The following is a 17762-nucleotide window of genomic DNA, read 5'->3' as shown; positions in this document are numbered from 1 at the left end:
CCACCCTGGCTTTCACTCCTATTTCATTTTCGTATGAAAACAAGATTCCTCTTTTTAATTGGGCTGCTCTGCCTTTTCCTTTTCGGGCCAAAAGTAGGTTGGGCCCAGGAAACGCCTACGGCAACTGCTCCTGCCCAGACGCAAAACCCCGGTAAGATCACAGGCACCTTAACAGACTCCCTTACCGGCAAGCCCATTGAGTTTGCTACGGTGGCCTTGCTGGAGGCCGGTACCAAAAAGGCCGTTAACGGCACCGTGACCAACGCCCAGGGCCAATATGCGTTCACGGGGGTAGTCCCGGGGGAGTACACCCTTTCCTTCAGTTTTATTGGGTACGTCACCAAGGTCCGGCCGCAGGTGACGGTAACAGCGCAGAAACCCGAAGTGGCCATAGGCACGGTTAAACTAAGCAACTCTGCTACCCAGTTAAAGGAAGTGACGGTACAGGCCCTCAGGCCTACCATTACCCAGGAGGCAGATAAGATAGTGGTGAGCATAGAGGGCACGGCGCTGGCGGCGGGTAGAACGGCCTATGATGTGCTGGCCAAGTCGCCGGGGGTGTTTGTAGACCAGGACGGTAACATCCAATTGAATGGCCGGGGCGGGGTGACCGTGATGCTGGACGGCAAGCTGACCTATCTCTCGGCCTCTGACTTGCGCACCATGCTGGAAGGGATGTCTGCGGAGAACATCAAAAATATTGAGATCATCGCCAACCCATCGGCCAAGTTTGATGCCGAAGGCACGTCTGGTATCCTGAACATCAACCTCAAGAAGAACGAGCTGCGGGGGTTGAACGGCAGCGTGTACGGCACCTATAACACCAACTTCAAGCAGAGTGGCTATTCTACCGGGGGCAACGTCAACTACAAAAGCGGCAAGTGGAATTCCTTTGCCAGCATAGACCAGATGCAGCGTGTGGGCAACCGTGAAGGCACCTTTGAGCGCGTATATGACGCCGAGGGCGGTAAAATCTATTTTGACCAGACGGCCCACGGCCAACATAAAAACCAGGGTCCGCCTACGTTCAGGATTGGCACTGATTACAGCATCACTGACAAGCACAGCGTGGGCGCCATGACCAGCTTCAACCAGAACACGGTCTGGGTAGACTTTATCTCAGACTCGTACATGGGGCTTAATCGTCAGAACCCTGCCACGTTCATCAATGCCAACAACTTTTTGACGAACCGGTTTAGAAGCTCTACCAACAATGTACACTACAACGGCAAGCTAGACACCCTGGGCACCACCCTGTCGGCTGATTTTGACTTCGTAAAAATCTCCAACGCCGGGCACTCCAATTTCTACAACTTCTACACAGATTTAGCCACTGAGGGCCGCCCCACCACCCAGGATTTCCTGTTCACGGACACAGATAACGGCTTTGACATCTACTCCGGTAAGATTGATTTTGCCAAGCCCTTGACCAAGGTGAGCAAGCTGGAGCTGGGCGCTAAGGCCAGCCGCGTGGTGTCTGACAATGACTCCCGGTTTTACTTCAACAACAATGGCCTGGTGCTGGACCCTAGAAGAACCAACCACTTTATCTATGACGAGAACATATACGCGGCCTATGTGAACTTCAATACCAAGTTCGGGGAGAAATTCCTGGTGCAGGCCGGTCTGAGGGGAGAGAAAACCGAGTCTACCGGGGAATCTGTGACCACAGAACAGGTCAATGACCGAAGCTATTTCAACCTGTTCCCCAGCCTGTTTGTGCAGCAGAAAGTAAGCGAGAATTACCAGATTGGCTACAACTATAGCCGCCGCATCCAGCGGCCCAACTACGGTAACCTGAACCCGTTCATCAGCTACCGTGATCCCTTCACTTACACCACCGGAAACCCGCAACTGCGCCCGCAGTACACCCATTCCATTGGCCTTACCCAGACGTTCAGGAAAGACTACATTGTCACCCTTAACTACCAATACGTGAAAGATGTGATGTCTGAGTTGCCTTACCTGGATGTGGAGAACGCCACCACCATCTACACCACCGGTAACGTAGACGACCTGCAGAACGTGAGCATGACCGCCATTGCGCCGCTTAAAATCATGAAGAACTGGGACACCAACAACACGCTCACCCTGTCTTACAATGAGTACACCATGATGACCAACGTGAATGGTGAGCTGAACTCTAACAACAACACCCAACGCGTGACCAATGCTCAGTTTTTGTACATGCTGCAGTCCAGCCACAACATCCTGTTGCCGTACGGTTTCCAGATGGAGGTAAACGCGGTGGGCCGAGGACCGGGAGTATCTGGCTTGTACAAAATTGAGGCCATGTGGTGGGTGCACGCCGGCTTGAAGAAAAGCTTCCTTGACAAAAAGCTGGACCTGAGCGTGAACGTGAATGATATCTTCCGGAGTTACCGCCTGCGCTTTAACACCACCATTGGCGAGAACATCAACAACTTTGACCAGTACCTATACCCCAGAAACGTGGGCGTGACCTTGCGCTACAAATTCAGCAAAGGGCAGAAAGTGGAGCAACGCCGTACCAATACCCTGGACGAGGTGAACCGGACCTAAACCGTTAAAAAGGCCCAAATGCGAAACAATAAATGCTCTACTGGTTTACGCTGGTAGGGCATTTGTGTAGGGTTGGAACTGCTGGGTAGCTCCTTCCTTTTCTGTCCCTGACTGAGGGTTGCCTTAATCGCTGGCGGCTTTTTCGGCGTGCTGTAGGCCAGCGTCTGTAAGGCGGCAGAACAGGGTCATGTCTGGGGCGTGGTCTAGGACTACCAGTTTCTTGGTTTCCAGGTCCCGTATTTCCTGCTCTATCTCGCCTAAGGAAAGCCCCGGCGTTTCAGCTGAGATGGCCGCTGCGTCAATGGGCCAGGTGGTTTTGGTCTCGTGGTCTTTTACCACCGCATACATTGCTTTCAGGATTCTGTGTTCGTGTGCCATGTTCTTTCTGGTTAGGTATACATTTCTCCGCCTTTAAAATAGGGCCCATTCTCCTTCCTCTGCCAAATCAAACGACCGGAAAAAAACAGCACCCGCCCGGCAGGCCCTACAGGTTAGTTCTGTTTTACGGCTGTTTTTGAAAAAACGGGCTTAGAACGGGTAAGCTTATTTTCCTAGTTGCGTCACCCCCACGTACCCGCGCCCGCCGTCGCGTAGCACTTTCCAGCCCTGGCGTTTTAGGGCACGCTTCACAAATTCATTCAGGAAACCATGCGCTACCAATACTGCCAGTCCGTGGGTATCTGCCTCGGTGGCCAAATGCTGGGCCGCCTGGGAAGCCCGGGCCTTGGCCTGCTTAAAGCTTTCAATGTCTTTCTGGTTAAGCCCCAGCAGCCAAAGGATTCTAGACGTCACTTGCCACCAGATCAAAGGAAACTTGCCCAGCGGCAACCCCCAGATGCGGTTCTCAAACTCCCGGAAGGTAGCATCCTCTATTAATTCTACCTCTTCGCCAAACAGCATTTTGGCCGTGGCCTTGGCACGGGGCAGCGTGCTGCAGAAAACTTTCTTAATCCGGTCCAGGGGCAGATGCTCGCTTTTCTCAATGATCTTCTCCACGTCTACCACATTATAGTCCTGAATGTACTGGGCCGCCGCCGCCTTACTGAACAAGCCAGAACGGTTAATAATAGGCCGCGCGTGCCGAATAAGGTAGATATGGGGGGCGTTTTCTGACATAAGTATTCTTTGACTGTGCGTTGTTATACGTTTGGTGCCCGGCCTTGGCTTCTCAGAATACGTGAACGTTAGTACCAAGATCAGGCACCTCTTCCTGTTGGTGGGCTTCCACTTTTAGGAAAGCACGCGCACCTCACTTGAATTAAGCATCCCGTTTTAGGGCCGTTTTTGTGAAAATGGCCCTAAAACGGGATGCTGTTTTTAGAGTAAAGCCACAATGCGTTTTGAGCCTGTTTTCCAAAAAACAGGCTCAAAACGCATTGTGGCTTACATGGAATGGCTGGTTTATTTAAGGGTAACGGCTTCCGTGCCTTTGTGCCTTCTAAGCGCTTTCAAATACACTACCAGGTCATCCAGTTGCTCCGGTGAAATCTCATGTTCTTTAAAGGAGGGCATTCTGCCCAGGCCTAAGAGAAAAGCCCTGCTACGTACCCTAAACCGTAACACACCTCCTGGCGCGGGCACATTATTCAGGGAAGGGCCTTCCCCCGCCTCGCCGGCCGGGTGGCATTTCTGGCAGTTCTGCATGAATACCAGCCGCCCATTTTCCAGTTGCTGCGAGGAAACGGCCAATGGACCCATAATGGGTTCGCTGCGTCGGGCGCTGCCGCAGTTAGACATTAGCAGTAAAGAAAACCCGCAGACCGTTAGCCAAAGGAAGTTTTGCAACTGGGAACGCTTTTTCATCTGTTGCTGGTTTTAGTGATTTTCCAGACCACGCCGGTTTCCTGCTTGGGCGCCGGGCCTTGCTCTGTCATGGGCATGATACCAAAATCCACCACGTATAAGGCGGTTCCTGTGGGGTCAAACTTCACGGCAATGGGTCTCTCCAGGCCACCGGTCTTCATTTCTGAGGCGGGCCCGTTGGTCTTGCTCTTGTTTACGGCAAAATCTTCAATCACGCCGGTACTGGGGTTCACCCGCACCACCTTAAACCCAACCGGACCATAGATGCGCCCCACGTTAGGGGCCATGTCGCCAAACTGCGCAATAAAGGCCTCGCCTACGTGCCCAAAGCCGGCATTGCGTGAAAAGTCCAGACCATTAGAAGAACTATGCACCCCTAAGATAGCCGCTGGTTTGGGAGGCGTGTTAGGGTGCTTGGCCAGGATAAACTTTGGGTCATCTTTAGGGGTTTTGTAATCTTCATTGGCCATGGGCTGCCCAGCAGAGAAGTCTGGCCAGCCATACCATTGGCCTGGCTGAATAGCCCACAACACGTCTCCGGTGCCGTAGCCCGGCCGGCTACCGCGGGTATCATAGGCATTGTCTGTAGCGTACAGTTGGTTATTGGAAAAGGCTAGCCCAAAAGGGTTCCGCAGGCCCCAGGCCACTAACTCAACCGGCCCTCCCCGCAGGGGCACTCGCATAATGGACCCAGAACAGGGCACCGCCCCATTAATGATTTGGTTTGGCGTACTGGCCATCCCGAAGGGCAGGTACGCGCCGGTTACGGCTTTGTCATCTTTGGCTTCGGTTAAGACGTTGTCTGAGGTGAAGTTCTGGCCCACCAGCACAATGTCTTTGCACGGAATGTCATGGAAGGTGGGGTTGCGCTTCAGCCAGCCAAAGTCCAGGTTGTCTGGCCCCACCACCCCCGCGTTAGTGGCCGTTCCCTGCCCGAAATAGAGATACCCATCTGACCCTACCACCGGAGCATCTGTGTGGTGGTCGCCCAGGCTGGGCAGGTTCTCCACCAGGTTGGTAATTTGCCCGGCTTTAGAGATTTTAAGAATACGCCCGCCTTCCAGCTGCCCGCCCTCAGACACATAGAAGAAGCCGTCATGGTAGGCAGCACCGGTCCAGGGGCCGTTCTTTTCGCCGGCGGCTACCTGGGTGGTGGAACCGTCTGGGTTTATCTTCAGCAGTTTGGGCGGCAACCAGACCTCGCCGTAGGCATAGCCAGATTCGGTCACATAAGGGGTGCCCTGCTCATCAAAGGTGATGCCCGTAGGGTAATTTAGCCCGGTGGTGACGGCCTCCACTTTATAGCCGGCCGGCAAGGCTACATCAGTGGCTTTGATGGTACGGGCCTGGGGCGTGAAACTTTGGGTGCCCCCGTAATGGCCCCTTATTTTGTAGCAGCCAGACAAGGACAGCACTGTCAAAACATACAAGAATGCGCGTAGAGGTTTAACCATAGGTACAAGGAGTTAGGTGAGGTACTTTGTAATACTATTTTAAGAAATAACTGTTTCATTTATAGTCTACTACAAAACCTTACTCTCTTCCTTAAAGTATGAAGAAGCGCTTATCACCTGTTTTCCTGAAGCTTCATGAAAATTCTGTGTCTCCAGCTTTTCCTGTGCGCCTGCTGTCTCTCCGTGTCTGGAAATAATCTACTGTCCCCGCAAGACAGCACGAAGACCAATAAACTGCGGATTTTGCCCGTTCCTTCCTTCGGCTACTCCCCGGAAACGCGCTGGTACGGCGGGGCAGTGGCCATGTTCACCAAGCGCTTGGGGGCAGACACGCTCACCCGAACCTCTAACGGCAAGGTGGAAGCCATTTTCACCCAGAACAAGCAACAGGTGTTTTCCCTGGGTTGGAACGTCTTTACCCCACAAGACCAGTATTTTCTCACCGGTGATCTCTCTTACAACCAGTTCCCGGAGAACTTCTACGGCATAGGCAACCGCACCACCAATGACATGGAGGAGCTGTATGACAGCCGCCGCCTGGAGGCGAAGCTGGTGTTTCAGAAGCAGATAGGCAGAAAATGGTACTTGGGCCCGCGGGTGCAACTACAGCATATGGACCACATAGAACCCAAACCCGAGGGCCTTTTAGCCACCCAACCCATTACCGGGCAGCACGGGGGCACCAGCGCCGGGCTGGGTTACACCCTCACCCTGGACAAACGCGACAACCTGCTCAACCCACTCCAGCACGGGTATCTGTCCGTTTCGCAGCTGTATTTCGGGAAAGGGACCCAAAGCGATTTTTTCTTTGTGCGCTATGAACTGGATGCCCGGCGCTACTGGCCGCTCTCCAAAAACACAGAACAGGTGCTAGCCGCCCAAACCATTTTTCAGTTTCATACCGGGCAACCACCGTTCAGGATGCTGTCTTTGCTGGGGAGTGATGCTGATATGCGCGGCTATTACCGGGGCCGATTCAGAGACCGGCAGTACCTGGCGGGGCAAGTGGAGTTGCGGCAACCGCTTTTCTGGCGCCTGGGTGCCGTGGCCTTCGCCGGGGCCGGCCAGGTAGCCTCTTCCCTGGGGGACATTTCACTTGCTGCGTTCAAGCCCAGCTACGGCGGTGGGTTGCGCTTTAAGATTGACCGGAAAGAAAACGTAAACCTGCGGCTGGATTACGCCGTGGGCCAGAACAGCACCGGCTTTTACGTGGCTTTTGGCGAAGCCTTCTAACGTTTCGCTCTTTCCTAATTCCCTGGAACCTGATACACCTTTTGGTATAAGTCCTGTACCACGGTGTGGAAAGTGTCGGCCCCTAAGGCGGTGGGGTATGACATGATCTGCAGCGGTACCCAAGGCTTTTCCGGGGCGTACGGCGGCTGTTGGTAAGGATAAGCATTCAGGTGGAAGCCAGACCGGGCGTAAAACCCAATGCGGCGCTGGGCAAGGGTAGTATGGGGCGGCTCCACTTCCAGAACCATGACACGTGACGGTGATTTATCTTTGAGAAGATCCAGCACCTGTTTGCCCCAGCCCAGGCCCCGCTGCACGGGAGTCATGGCCAAGTGCTCCAAAAACTCAAATTGGGCAAACTGCCAAAGGCCCACTACCCCTACCGTCTCGTCTGCCTTCTGCACCGCATAAAAGCGGTAATGTTCCTGAGCCAATAATTCTTCCTGTTGCCCTAGGTTGCGGCGCTCCTCTGCCGGGAAGGCCTCTTCATACAACTGCCACGCCAGCGTAAATGCTGGCGTGGCAGTATCAAAGATGGGTTGTAGGGTAAGCAAGGCCTTAGTCTACGTCAAATTCACCCCGGTTTAACTGTTCCACGGAACGCATGACCTTGTCTCGTTGGGTAACCCGGTGTTTCTCCAGGTTGTCGGCTACTACGGCGTTGGTGGTACCCAAAATCTGGGCCGCCAGAATACCGGCATTGGTGGCGCCGTTCAAAGCCACGGTGGCCACGGGCACCCCGCCCGGCATCTGCAGGATAGACAAAATGGAATCCCAGCCGTCAATGGAGTTGCTGGATTTTACAGGCACCCCAATTACGGGTAAAGTAGTAAGGGCTGCCACCATACCAGGCAGGTGGGCGGCACCACCAGCACCGGCAATGATTACTTTCAAGCCCCTTTTACGGGCGGCTTCTGCGTACTCTACCATGCGGTGGGGCGTGCGGTGGGCAGACACAATGGTCAGTTCATATGGGACCTTTAGTTGCTCCAACACATCGGCGGCACCAGACATCACTTTCAGGTCTGACTGGCTGCCCATAATAATACCCACTACGGGCGCGGCTTTTTCTGGCGTTTGGCTCATGCAATAATTCTTAAACGGTTCTTTATGCTTTCAGCTTTCGCTTTTACTTCTTCAATGGTGGGGGCCAGCACGGTCAGGTGGCCCATTTTACGGTACGGCCTGGTAAATTTCTTCCCGTAAAGGTGAATATAAACGCCAGGCTCCCGCAAGGTTTCCGCCAGGCCTTCATAGACTGCCTCGCCGGAGTAACCCGCCTCCCCCAACAGGTTGAGCAAAACCGCCGGGCAATGCGGCTCAGTATCCCCTAAGGGCAAGCCCAGGATAGCCCTCAGGTGCTGCTCAAACTGCGAAGTGGCATTGGCTTTCATGGTATGGTGGCCACTGTTATGGGGCCGGGGCGCTACCTCGTTCACCAGAATCTGACCGTCTCTGGTCACAAACATCTCTACGGCCAGCAGACCTACAATATCTAAGGTGGTAGTTACGTGGGTTGCAATCTCAATGGCCATGCGCTGTAACTTATACGCAATTTGAGAGGGCGCCAGCAGATAATCCACCAGATTATGTTGCGCGTGCATGACCTGCTCCACCACTGGGTAGGCCTTCACCTCGCCCTGCACGTTACGGGCACAGATTACTGATATCTCCAGCTCAAACTCCACCAGTTTCTCCAACACCCCAGGGGCCTGAAACGCCTTATTGAAATCAGCGGAGCTGTTTAAGCGCATTACCCCGTTGCCGTCATACCCGCCCTTGCGCAGTTTATGGAAGGCGGGCAGAAAGTCCTGGTGCGCCCCTAACTCAGAGGCCTCCTCCAGTAACCTGAAGGGGGCGGTGGGGATGGCATGTTTCTGGAAGAACTCTTTCTGCAGGCCTTTGTCCTGGATGGTCTTCAGGGACGCTGGTTTGGGGTAAATGGCCAGGCCTTCTTTCTCTAATTGGAAAAGCGCGTCTACGTTTACGTGCTCTATTTCTATGGTGAGCAGGGTGCAACGCTTGCCAAAAGCGTAGACGGTGTCATAGTCTTTGAAATCTCCGTGCACAAACTCCTCGCACAGGTGCCGGCAGGGGGCAAACTCATCTGGGTCCAGAACCAGCGTGTACAGGTTGAAGTCAAGGCCGGCCTGCAACAGCATGCGGCCCAGTTGCCCGCCACCCAGAATCCCTAGTCGTGTATTATTCATGTAAGTAGGTTAAAACCAAAACAGCCCTAGCCTTATCCAGCTCATTTACAACAAATTACCTACCCTTAGAACCTTTATCTGATTTTAGGGATTGTAGATGCAAACAAGCCAGGCAAGCGCGAACGTACCAAGAGACAAAACTACGCATTTGTGCCAAATTACCTCAAGCAGCCTAAAATCTCTGGAGTTAGACTATGCCAACAATATTTTTTGATTTTTTCCTTCATATTTTATTTAAATAACATAATTATCCTATATTTGTCAGCATATGCAGAATATATATCGCTTGATACTCATAGAAGATGATGCAGCCTTTGCTGGGTCACTTTATCTGGCCTTAAACAAACAGCATCTCTACACGCTTCCTATTGAGATCCGGACGTTTACGTATGCCGAATTCCAAAACCAAATTAGCCCTGCGCGTAACTCCAGCCGGGAGATCCTGGTCTTTGGCGGTCGCGCAGACTTGGGGTACAACCCAGACCAGCGGTTGCTGAAGCAGTTTCTGGGACAGAAGGAACGGTGCCATTATTTTGTACTGACCCCGTCTTTGGAAGGCAAAGATATTTTAGCCTTGTGGCAGCCCGGCGTATCTGGCGTAGTGGAACGCGGCGAAGCAGCCAAGAAAGGACTGTTTGACTCCTTAAAGCGCATTCAGTTACGGCAACAAGCCAGATCCAGTACTGGTACTTACCCGGTTTCTCGCCCTAAACACAGTTTCATGGGGCAGTTCAGAACCATGCTTTTCAGCTTTTTCGCGTAATTTCTATACCCTTATCCCTATAAACGGCCCAGGGAAGACATTCTAGTCTTCCCTGGGCCGTTTTACGTATGCCCGTTGACATTCCTGGTAAAATACGTATTTTGGCCTCAATGGAAATTCTGCTTGCTACATTTTCTGCCCTGTTTTCGGTGGTGAACCCCTTTGGCGCCATGCCGGTGTTCCTCACCCTCACCCATGATGACTCCGCCACCCGGCGTGGCGAACAGGCCTTGCGCGCCTGCATTTACATGGTGCTCATTTTAACCGTCTTCTTTCTGGCCGGTCAGGCCGTGCTTGATTTTTTTGGCCTTCGCATCCATGACCTGCGCATTGCGGGCGGTATCATGATCATGCGAGCCGGTTTTGATCTGTTGAACCCCAAAGCCGAGGAAGGGAAAAAGATTTCTAAAGATGTGGTGGCCGAAGGGGTAGAAAAGGAAGACATTTCTTTCACGCCGCTGGCTATGCCCCTGCTCTCAGGGCCCGGCTCCATAGCGGTGGTGATCAGCCTTTTCACTAAATCGCTTACCGTCATAGACATGGGCCTTACTATTCTGGCCATTGCCCTGCTGGGCGCGGTAAGCTATATTATCCTCCTCTTCTCCCCTAAGTTGATGATCTTCATGGGTAAGGCTGGTCTGGCTGCCCTGTCTAAAATCATGGGCTTCATAGTCCTGTCACTGGGGGTAAGCTTTATTGTGACGGCGCTGCTGGCCTTGTTCAAGTAAAAGCCTAATGGCGTTTTAAGCCTGTTTTTCTGAAAACGGGCTCAAAACGACTTTCGTCACCATGGTTAAATAGATACATCATTCTTCACAGAACCTCTTTTCCTTTATCTTTGCGTCATGCAATTAAAGAACGACCTGCTGCTGCGTGCCGCCCTGGGCCAGCCAACTGAGAGAACCCCTGTCTGGCTGATGCGTCAGGCGGGCCGTATTTTACCGGAATACCGCGCCGTGCGGAGCCGTCTTTCCGGGTTCAAGGAATTGGTGGAAACCCCTGACCTGGCCGCCGAAGTGACCATTCAGCCGGTAGATTTGCTGGACGTAGACGCCGCCATTATTTTCTCTGATATCCTGGTGGTACCCGAGGCCATGGGTTGCACCTATGAAATGGTGGAAAGCCGCGGGCCCATCTTCCCTAATACCATTAAAACCGCTGCCGATGTGGAGCGGGTACGGGTAGCAGACCCGCACGAGCACCTGGGCTACGTGTTGGATGCGATTAAAGTGACCAAACGAGAATTGAACGGCCGGGTGCCCCTTATTGGCTTTGCCGGCGCGCCCTGGACTATCTTAGCCTACATGGTGGAAGGCAGCGGCTCCAAAACGTTCTCCAAAGCCCGCAAGATGCTCTACGCCGAGCCTGTGTTGGCCCACCAGTTGTTGCGTAAAATCACAGACACCACCATTGCCTACTTAAAGGCGCAAGTAGAAGCCGGGGCCAACCTGATCCAGATCTTTGATTCCTGGGCCGGTATTCTGCCCCCCGCCCATTACCGTGAGTTCTCGTACCGGTACATCTCAGAGATTTGCCAGGCCATTACTGAGGTGCCGGTGACGGTCTTCGCCAAGGGCGCTTTCTTCTCTCTGGAGGAGTTTGGCCAACTGGACTGCCAGGTGATTGGACTTGACTGGAACATGGACATTAAACAGGCCCGCGCCGCCGTAGGACCTAACAAAACCCTGCAAGGCAATTTAGACCCGTGTGCGCTCTACAATTCCTTTGAAGGCATTAAACAGGAAACCAAAAAAATGCTGGATGCCTTCGGGCCTACCCGCCACATTGCCAACCTAGGCCACGGCGTGTACCCAGACACGGACCCGGAGAAAGTGAAATGCTTTATCCAGACGGTGAAAGAATACAGCCAACGGTAATCATTCAAGTTAGAACACCAACAAAAAAGCCTTCTGCAGTAACTGCGGAAGGCTTTTTTGTTTATACAATTACGGCTGTTTTAAGCCTGTTTTTCAAAAAACAGGCTTAAAACGCAAATAGCTTACACCTCCTTTAACTCAAAGGCAGCCAATTCATTTTTCAGGACAGCAGAGGCCTGGGCTTCTTGTTGCAGTTGCCCTTTGTCTATGGGTACCACGCCAACGTGCTCGCAGACCAGACCGCCGCCCAAATTGGCCAGTTCTGCTAGGGCGGGCAAGGGCAGTCCGGCGGCCAGGCTCAGGGCGGCAATGCTTACCACGGTGTCACCGGCGCCAGATACGTCTGAGATGGACCGCACGTGGGCATCCAGGTAGGTTTTCTCCCCATTGGCGGCTTGGCAGAAAACGCCGCGCTCAGATAACGTGACCAGTACATTCTCCAGTGCCATTTTCTCCTGCAACTGGTTCACAGCCGCCTCAAAAGCCTCCAGGTTAGCATCCGCGAAGTCTACTTTCAGGCCTTCCTTTAATTCTTTGAGGTTGGGTTTGAACAGGGTACTGCCTTTGTAAGAAAGGAAGTTCTTCTTTTTGGGGTCTACCACGGTGGGCACCTGGGCCGCTTTGGCCAACGCCAGCAGTTCCTTGATCACTTCCTCGCTCAGCACGCCTTTGTCATAGTCCTCAAAAATGACCACATCGGCTTTCTTTAGAAGATAGGAGAAGCGTTGCACCAGCGCCCGGCGCTCAAATTCAGTTAAGTCTGTTTCTACTTCAGAGTCAATGCGCAGGAGTTGCTGCCCTCCAGAGATGATGCGTTGCTTTACCGTGGTGGGCCGTTCCGGGCTCAGCACGATTCCCTCATTGGTCTGGCCCTGTTCCTGCAAGAGCCTCAAAAGGGCTGCGCCGTCCTGGTCATCGCCTATTACGGAACAAAGTAAGGGCGTGGCACCCAGGCTTTGCACGTTCAGGGCCACGTTGGCGGCACCGCCCAGACGCTGCTCTGCTTTGAGGCGGTTCACAATGGGCACCGGCGCCTCTGGCGACAAGCGCGAGGATTTGCCCCAGAGATAGGCGTCAATCATCACATCACCTACAACCAGAACCCGCAACTGACTAAAGCGGTGAAACAAAGCGGAAACAGTGCGCTGAATGGGCATTCCAAAAAAATTGGTTAGAAACAAAACATTGGATAACGCGCCACTTCAGGCCGGGCGTGTTATCCAATGTCTGGGTGCAAAGGTAGTAAGAAAAACGAATTGGTGGGCTTAGCTCAATTTAGCCAAGCTGGCTTTGATGCGGTCCAGGGCTTCAATAAGTTTGGCGTCTGAGGCCGCAAAAGAGAACCTGATGCACTGCGGCGCGCCAAACGCGGCACCGTCTACCAAAGACACGTGCGCGTCATTGAGCAGGTACATAGCCAGGTCGTTGGCATCCTGGATCTGATACTCCCCGCCAGATTTGCCAAAGTAATGGCTTACGTCTGGGAAGATATAAAACGCGCCTTGCGGCACATAGGTCTTAAAGCCCGGTATCTGGTTCATCAAGCCCAGCACCAGGTCACGTCGGCGCAGGTACGACTCGCTCATCTCTTTGGCAGATTCTTTTCCGCCTTCCAGGGCTGCCTGGGCCGCTTTCTGGGCAATGGAACAGGTACCGCTGGTGATCTGGCTCTGCATTTTGTCGCAGGCATCAGCGATGTCTTTGTGGGCGGCAATGTAGCCCACGCGCCAGCCGGTCATGGCATAACCCTTAGAGAATCCGTTCACAGTAACTACGCGGTCTTTGATAGCGTCAAAACGGGCCAGGCTGTACGGTTCACCGGTAAAGGTGATGTACTCATAGATCTCATCTGCGATCACGTACACCTGCGGATGGCGCTCCAGAATAGAGGCAAACTCGGCCAGCTCTTCCTTTGTGAACACTGACCCGGTAGGGTTGCAAGGCGAAGAATACATCACCAGCTTGGTGTTGGACGTAATGGCGTCCTCAAATTGCTGGGCGGTTACTTTATAGTCGTTCTCAATGGAGCCCATTACCGGCACGGGAATCCCCTCGGCCAGTTTCACCACTTCTTCATAGCTTACCCAGTACGGCGAGAAAATCACCACCTCATCCCCGGGGTTTACCAGACACATCACCGCATTGGCAATAGACTGCTTGGCGCCCGTAGAGACTACAATATTCTCAGGGCCGTAGGTAAGGCCGTTGTCGCGTTTCAGCTTATCGGCTATAGCCCTGCGGAGTTCTGGGTAACCGGCCACGGGGGTGTAAAAGGTATAACCGTCATCAATGGCCTTTTTGGCGGCGTCTTTGATGTACTGAGGGGTCTGGAAATCGGGTTCCCCGAAGCTTAAATTTATAACGTCCACTCCCTTAGCCGCCAACTCACGGGCTTTTTTGGCCATGGCAATGGTCTGGGACTCAGCAAGAGAAGTGATTCGGTCTGAAAGTGGTGTTTGTTGGGTGGTTATCATCTTACGCAGACATAAAGGTACGGACCCAAAAATAGAGCCTTTTACCGTTTTTACAGTAGTTTAAAGAAAATTTAATTAAAATTTCATGGAATTAACCTCATTGCTATCAAAACAATGAATTCCAGGCGCCTTATCACTTCTAATGTACTAGATTTATTATGAAAAGTAATGGAGGCCGGGCATTGATGCTTGTACGCTGTAACGCAGAATAAGTAATTGGGAGGCCCTGTTTATTTCAGGCTTCGGCCTTACGTGCCTGGCAGCATGAAAACTGTTTTGAGCCTGTTTTTCAGAAAACGGCCTCAAAACGAAAATCTTTTGTAAGAACCAGGTTAACGGTTGCTTTCAGGGGTTTCGGCTGGACGGCTTGTTTGCAGAATGGAGTTAGGCGGGCCGCCCCAACTGTGAAAGGTTGCGGGAGATAATAACCAAGTCTGAATAAGGCGTGTATTCCTTGGCGTACACCACCTCCATCTGGCGGGCCGCGGCCTGGCTTATTCTCTGGCCGGAAGGCTTATCTGCCGGAGACAAAATAGAGGGCTTGGTTTCTGGGGTGGCCGTGGCCTTGAGGCCCACCCATTGGTAGACCCCTATTAAATTACCCAGGCAATTCTTCAGGAACTGCTTTTTGCTTTTCATGCCCCAGATCAATACCGGAGATACAGCCAGCAATACCGCACTCACTAAAGAATTGAGCACAACTTTGTTGCGCCGGTGGTAAGGATTCAACAGGTTTACCTCAATGTGCAGGGCGTAGTAATCGCCGCGGGTATTTTTAGAGGAGGAACCGATGATGTAGGCGCTGTTCTCGGGCAGGATCTTGAATTCAATGGCGCTTTTATGAATCTGCACCATCCATTCTATGATCTGGGAAACCGGCAGGTCCTTGCCGCAAAAAATGAGTTCGTTGATTTTATAGATTTCGATGATCTCCTTAATCTGGCCTAGGTCTGCGCCGTGGTGCCGGGGCTCAAACTGGGCCAACGGATTCTGCGCGCCAGCCTGCCGAAGCAGCATAGAGGCCCGTTTCACCTCATTCTGGCTGCCAATCACGGCTATGCGCTTGGCCTTGGGCTCGCCAAATCGCCAATGCCCGTACATTTTATAGTGGTGCAGCAATCGCCAGGCAGCCATGCCCACCAGCCCTACCAACACCGCCACTAGGAGATGCTTTTTATTGACCTGCCCCACCAAACCTGAGATACTGGAGAGCGCCATCAGTAAAATACTGCCCCAGAGCATGCCCCTTACCAGGCGGTACAGGCGCGTAGGTCTATCATAGGCCCCACTGAAGAAAGCCGCGCCCAGCCAGACCACAAAATAGGCAGCCCACATGGTAGACACTTCCAACGACAAGGGGTCTGGCACCAGCCGCTCCCCTACCAGCACCCCGGCCATCAGGCAGAGCCCGTCCAGAAACATGGGGAACAGACCTTGCAGGGCCCGGGCCACTATGGCCACGCCTGCCCTTAAATAGATCGCCAGCCTGATTAGGAGGGAATATAGGCGGGCCTGCCGCCCACTGAAATGCTTCTCAGCGAACACCATCATGGCGCGGTAGAACATGAACACATAGTTCACGCTGGTCTTGCGGGTGCTCTCGCCCTTATAGTGTATGATGCGGGTCTCCGGGAAATAGACTACGTCATAGCCGCCCTCTTTTATCCTGAAGGACAGGTCTATGTCTTCGCCGTACATGAAGAAATCCTCATCCAGGAGCCCTACTTTCTCCAGGGCCTCGGTGCGCATGAACATGAAAGCGCCCGCCAGGATATCTACTTTGTGTACCTCTTCACTGGAAAGGTGGCCCAGGTGGTAGCGGTTAAAAAGCCCAGAAGTGGGAAAAAGGGTGGCCAGTCCGAACACCTTTGAAAATGCCACCCAGGGGGTGGGCAGCCCGCGTTTGGATTCAGGAAGAAACTTGCCGGCCCCGTCCATCATCTTTACCCCCAGGGCGCCGGTCCGGGGATTTTCCTCCATGAACCTAAGGCATTTCTGGAAGGTGTCTTCCTCTACAACCGTGTCTGGGTTCAAGAGCAGTACATACTTGCCCTGCGACTGCCGGATGGCCTGGTTATTGGCCTTGGCAAATCCCAGGTTCACTTTGTTGGCCAGCAGAATCACCTCGGGGAACCGCCGCCGCACCATCTCCACAGACCCGTCTACCGAGTTGTTGTCTACCACAAAGACCTCCACCTGCATGTCACGCACCGCCTTTCTGACAGAAAGCAGGCACTGCTCCAGAAAATAGCTGACGTTGTAATTGACAATAATGACGGAAAGGTCTTTCAAGCGGGGTAAGATTGGGGACTACAAATTTGGGATAGGAAAGATAGGTGAAAGAACTACAAACATAAAAAAAGCAGGAACGTTTGTCCCTGCTTCTTGCGGTATTTTAAGCCTGTTTTCGTAAAAACAGGCTTAAAACGCTAACTCTGGCTATAGGCCGTGCGGTCAATGATACTGCGGCCCAATGTAATTTCATCTGTATACTCCAGTTCGCCACCCACCGGCACACCCCGCGCAATGGAGGAAATACGGGCCGGGAAATCCTTGAGCTTGCGGGTAAGGTAGAAAGCAGTGGTGTCACCTTCCATGGTGGGGCTAAGGGCCAGAATGATCTCCTTCACCCCAGAGGCCGGCAAACGCTCTACCAGAGACTGAATGTGCAGGTCTGAGGGGCCAATGCCTTCCAGCGGCGAGATCACGCCACCCAGCACATGGTACACGCCTTTGAATTGGGCCGTATTCTCAATGGCGATCACGTCACGCATATCAGAAACCACGCACAATAGGGAACGGTCTCTGAGCGGGTTGGTGCAGATGCTGCACACTTCCATGTCTGAGATGTTATGGCAGGTTTTGCAGTATCTGATGTTAGTGCGCATGCGCACCAGGGCCTCAGAAAGTTGTTTGGTATCTTCGGTTTCGGCTTTGAGGAGGTGCAACACCAGGCGCAGGGCGGTTTTCTTGCCCACACCCGGTAATTTGGCCAACTCTTCTACCGCGTTTTCAATCAGTTTAGAAGGAAAATTCATCCAGTTAGGTCAGGGTTATAGTATATCTGCTGAGATACCCCGGTCATGGATGGCGGTGCACATGGTCTCCAGTTCAGTGAAGGTGCCCAGTTTAACGGTACACTTGCCTTTGTAATGGATAAGCATGGTACACTGCTCGGCTTGTTCCTGCGTGTGGCGGCATACCTGCACCAAGGTGTTGATCACGTGCTCAAACGTATTCACGTCATCATTGTACACCACCAGTTCGCGCATGTCGGTGGTGTCTTCCAACACCAGCACATCTTCCTGCTCCAGAATTTCGGTTAAAATGTCCATGGCACAAAATTACGCAATCTGCACGAGTTAAAGAAACCATCTGCCGTGTAGGCCTCAGCGTAAATAAAACAG

At 52.9% G+C, this 17762-nt stretch carries 17 protein-coding genes; 5 read left to right on the top strand and 12 right to left on the bottom strand.

Annotated elements, in window-relative coordinates; all coding sequences use genetic code 11:
* Positions 1-33: 33 nt before the first annotated feature.
* Positions 34-2541: a TonB-dependent receptor gene (locus ACYVJQ_RS05225; protein ID WP_460892007.1), complete on the top strand. Its 2508-nt coding sequence runs from the start codon at positions 34-36 to the stop codon at positions 2539-2541.
* Between the two features lie 123 nt (positions 2542-2664).
* Here ACYVJQ_RS05225 and ACYVJQ_RS05220 read toward each other — a convergent pair whose 3' ends face one another.
* From ACYVJQ_RS05220 to ACYVJQ_RS05205, 4 genes are all read right to left on the bottom strand, one after another.
* The gene (locus ACYVJQ_RS05220; RefSeq protein ID WP_460892006.1) at positions 2665-2919 is read right to left on the bottom strand and encodes a hypothetical protein; all 255 of its coding nucleotides are present in this window, start codon (positions 2917-2919) and stop codon (positions 2665-2667) included.
* A gap of 165 nt (positions 2920-3084) precedes the next feature.
* Positions 3085-3657: a histidine phosphatase family protein gene (locus ACYVJQ_RS05215; protein WP_460892005.1), complete on the bottom strand. Its 573-nt coding sequence runs from the start codon at positions 3655-3657 to the stop codon at positions 3085-3087.
* Between the two features lie 285 nt (positions 3658-3942).
* Complete coding sequence (locus tag ACYVJQ_RS05210; RefSeq protein ID WP_460892004.1) at positions 3943-4344, bottom strand: c-type cytochrome; 402 nt, start codon at positions 4342-4344, stop codon at positions 3943-3945.
* Positions 4341-5774 carry a PQQ-dependent sugar dehydrogenase gene (locus tag ACYVJQ_RS05205; RefSeq protein ID WP_460892003.1) on the bottom strand — a complete coding sequence of 478 codons (1434 nt, stop codon included), beginning with the start codon at positions 5772-5774 and terminating at the stop codon, positions 4341-4343. The genes ACYVJQ_RS05210 and ACYVJQ_RS05205 overlap by 4 nt, the downstream gene beginning before the upstream one ends.
* A 159-nt stretch (positions 5775-5933) precedes the next feature.
* Here ACYVJQ_RS05205 and ACYVJQ_RS05200 point away from each other — a divergent pair, with 159 nt between their 5' ends.
* On the top strand, positions 5934-7031 hold the full coding sequence (locus ACYVJQ_RS05200; RefSeq protein ID WP_460892002.1) for a BamA/TamA family outer membrane protein: 1098 nt from the start codon (positions 5934-5936) through the stop codon (positions 7029-7031).
* 14 nt (positions 7032-7045) lie between these two features.
* Here the strand turns inward: ACYVJQ_RS05200 and ACYVJQ_RS05195 are convergent, their stop codons facing one another.
* From ACYVJQ_RS05195 to ACYVJQ_RS05185, 3 genes are read right to left on the bottom strand one after another with little or no spacing between them, the layout of a single operon-like run.
* Positions 7046-7585: a GNAT family N-acetyltransferase gene (locus ACYVJQ_RS05195; RefSeq protein WP_460892001.1), complete on the bottom strand. Its 540-nt coding sequence runs from the start codon at positions 7583-7585 to the stop codon at positions 7046-7048.
* Between the two features lie 4 nt (positions 7586-7589).
* Positions 7590-8117 (bottom strand): 5-(carboxyamino)imidazole ribonucleotide mutase, encoded by a 528-nt coding sequence (gene purE, locus ACYVJQ_RS05190; protein ID WP_460892000.1) that lies wholly within the window; start codon positions 8115-8117, stop codon positions 7590-7592.
* Entirely contained in the window at positions 8114-9241 is a 1128-nt protein-coding gene (locus ACYVJQ_RS05185; protein WP_460891999.1) for a 5-(carboxyamino)imidazole ribonucleotide synthase, read from the bottom strand. The genes purE and ACYVJQ_RS05185 overlap by 4 nt, the downstream gene beginning before the upstream one ends.
* A 268-nt stretch (positions 9242-9509) precedes the next feature.
* Between ACYVJQ_RS05185 and ACYVJQ_RS05180 the strand changes: the two genes are divergently transcribed.
* The 3 genes from ACYVJQ_RS05180 (at position 9510) to hemE (ending at position 11881) form a co-directional block, all read left to right on the top strand.
* Complete coding sequence (locus ACYVJQ_RS05180) at positions 9510-10004, top strand: hypothetical protein (protein ID WP_460891998.1); 495 nt, start codon at positions 9510-9512, stop codon at positions 10002-10004.
* Positions 10005-10114: 110 nt separating this feature from the next.
* On the top strand, positions 10115-10732 hold the full coding sequence (locus ACYVJQ_RS05175) for a MarC family protein (protein WP_460891997.1): 618 nt from the start codon (positions 10115-10117) through the stop codon (positions 10730-10732).
* A 117-nt stretch (positions 10733-10849) separates the two neighbouring features.
* The gene (hemE, locus tag ACYVJQ_RS05170) at positions 10850-11881 is read left to right on the top strand and encodes a uroporphyrinogen decarboxylase (RefSeq protein WP_460891996.1); all 1032 of its coding nucleotides are present in this window, start codon (positions 10850-10852) and stop codon (positions 11879-11881) included.
* A gap of 122 nt (positions 11882-12003) precedes the next feature.
* Here the strand turns inward: hemE and ACYVJQ_RS05165 are convergent, their stop codons facing one another.
* From ACYVJQ_RS05165 to ACYVJQ_RS05145, 5 genes are all read right to left on the bottom strand, one after another.
* Entirely contained in the window at positions 12004-13038 is a 1035-nt protein-coding gene (locus tag ACYVJQ_RS05165) for a bifunctional heptose 7-phosphate kinase/heptose 1-phosphate adenyltransferase (protein WP_460891995.1), read from the bottom strand.
* Positions 13039-13146: 108 nt separating this feature from the next.
* Entirely contained in the window at positions 13147-14355 is a 1209-nt protein-coding gene (locus ACYVJQ_RS05160; RefSeq protein ID WP_460891994.1) for a pyridoxal phosphate-dependent aminotransferase, read from the bottom strand.
* A 384-nt stretch (positions 14356-14739) separates the two neighbouring features.
* A complete protein-coding gene (locus ACYVJQ_RS05155) occupies positions 14740-16647 on the bottom strand; it encodes a glycosyltransferase family 2 protein (RefSeq protein ID WP_460891993.1) in 1908 nt (635 codons plus the stop codon).
* A 137-nt stretch (positions 16648-16784) separates the two neighbouring features.
* Positions 16785-17393, bottom strand: coding sequence for a recombination mediator RecR (gene recR / locus ACYVJQ_RS05150; RefSeq protein ID WP_460891992.1), 609 nt, complete (start codon positions 17391-17393; stop codon positions 16785-16787).
* Positions 17394-17408: 15 nt separating this feature from the next.
* Positions 17409-17690, bottom strand: a complete 282-nt coding sequence (locus ACYVJQ_RS05145; RefSeq protein WP_048919653.1) for an ATP-dependent Clp protease adaptor ClpS — start codon at positions 17688-17690, stop codon at positions 17409-17411.
* Between the last annotated feature and the right edge of the window lie 72 nt (positions 17691-17762).

It is taken from the genome of Rufibacter soli (assembly GCF_054781795.1).
The sequence above is the reverse complement of the archived record's forward strand: the minus strand, read 5'-3'. Positions and strand labels throughout refer to the sequence as shown.

Bases quoted from the DNA above. Each gene is read 5' to 3' on its own strand.
- ACYVJQ_RS05225 (WP_460892007.1), top strand. From the start codon at position 34: ATGAAAACAAGATTCCTCTTTTTAATTGGGCTGCTCTGCCTTTTCCTT.
- ACYVJQ_RS05220 (WP_460892006.1), bottom strand. From the start codon at position 2,919: ATGGCACACGAACACAGAATCCTGAAAGCAATGTATGCGGTGGTAAAA.
- ACYVJQ_RS05215 (WP_460892005.1), bottom strand. From the start codon at position 3,657: ATGTCAGAAAACGCCCCCCATATCTACCTTATTCGGCACGCGCGGCCT.
- ACYVJQ_RS05210 (WP_460892004.1), bottom strand. From the start codon at position 4,344: ATGAAAAAGCGTTCCCAGTTGCAAAACTTCCTTTGGCTAACGGTCTGC.
- ACYVJQ_RS05200 (WP_460892002.1), top strand. From the start codon at position 5,934: ATGAAAATTCTGTGTCTCCAGCTTTTCCTGTGCGCCTGCTGTCTCTCC.
- purE (WP_460892000.1), bottom strand. From the start codon at position 8,117: ATGAGCCAAACGCCAGAAAAAGCCGCGCCCGTAGTGGGTATTATTATG.
- ACYVJQ_RS05185 (WP_460891999.1), bottom strand. From the start codon at position 9,241: ATGAATAATACACGACTAGGGATTCTGGGTGGCGGGCAACTGGGCCGC.
- ACYVJQ_RS05180 (WP_460891998.1), top strand. From the start codon at position 9,510: ATGCAGAATATATATCGCTTGATACTCATAGAAGATGATGCAGCCTTT.
- ACYVJQ_RS05175 (WP_460891997.1), top strand. From the start codon at position 10,115: ATGGAAATTCTGCTTGCTACATTTTCTGCCCTGTTTTCGGTGGTGAAC.
- hemE (WP_460891996.1), top strand. From the start codon at position 10,850: ATGCAATTAAAGAACGACCTGCTGCTGCGTGCCGCCCTGGGCCAGCCA.
- ACYVJQ_RS05165 (WP_460891995.1), bottom strand. From the start codon at position 13,038: ATGCCCATTCAGCGCACTGTTTCCGCTTTGTTTCACCGCTTTAGTCAG.
- ACYVJQ_RS05160 (WP_460891994.1), bottom strand. From the start codon at position 14,355: ATGATAACCACCCAACAAACACCACTTTCAGACCGAATCACTTCTCTT.
- recR (WP_460891992.1), bottom strand. From the start codon at position 17,393: ATGAATTTTCCTTCTAAACTGATTGAAAACGCGGTAGAAGAGTTGGCC.
- ACYVJQ_RS05145 (WP_048919653.1), bottom strand. From the start codon at position 17,690: ATGGACATTTTAACCGAAATTCTGGAGCAGGAAGATGTGCTGGTGTTG.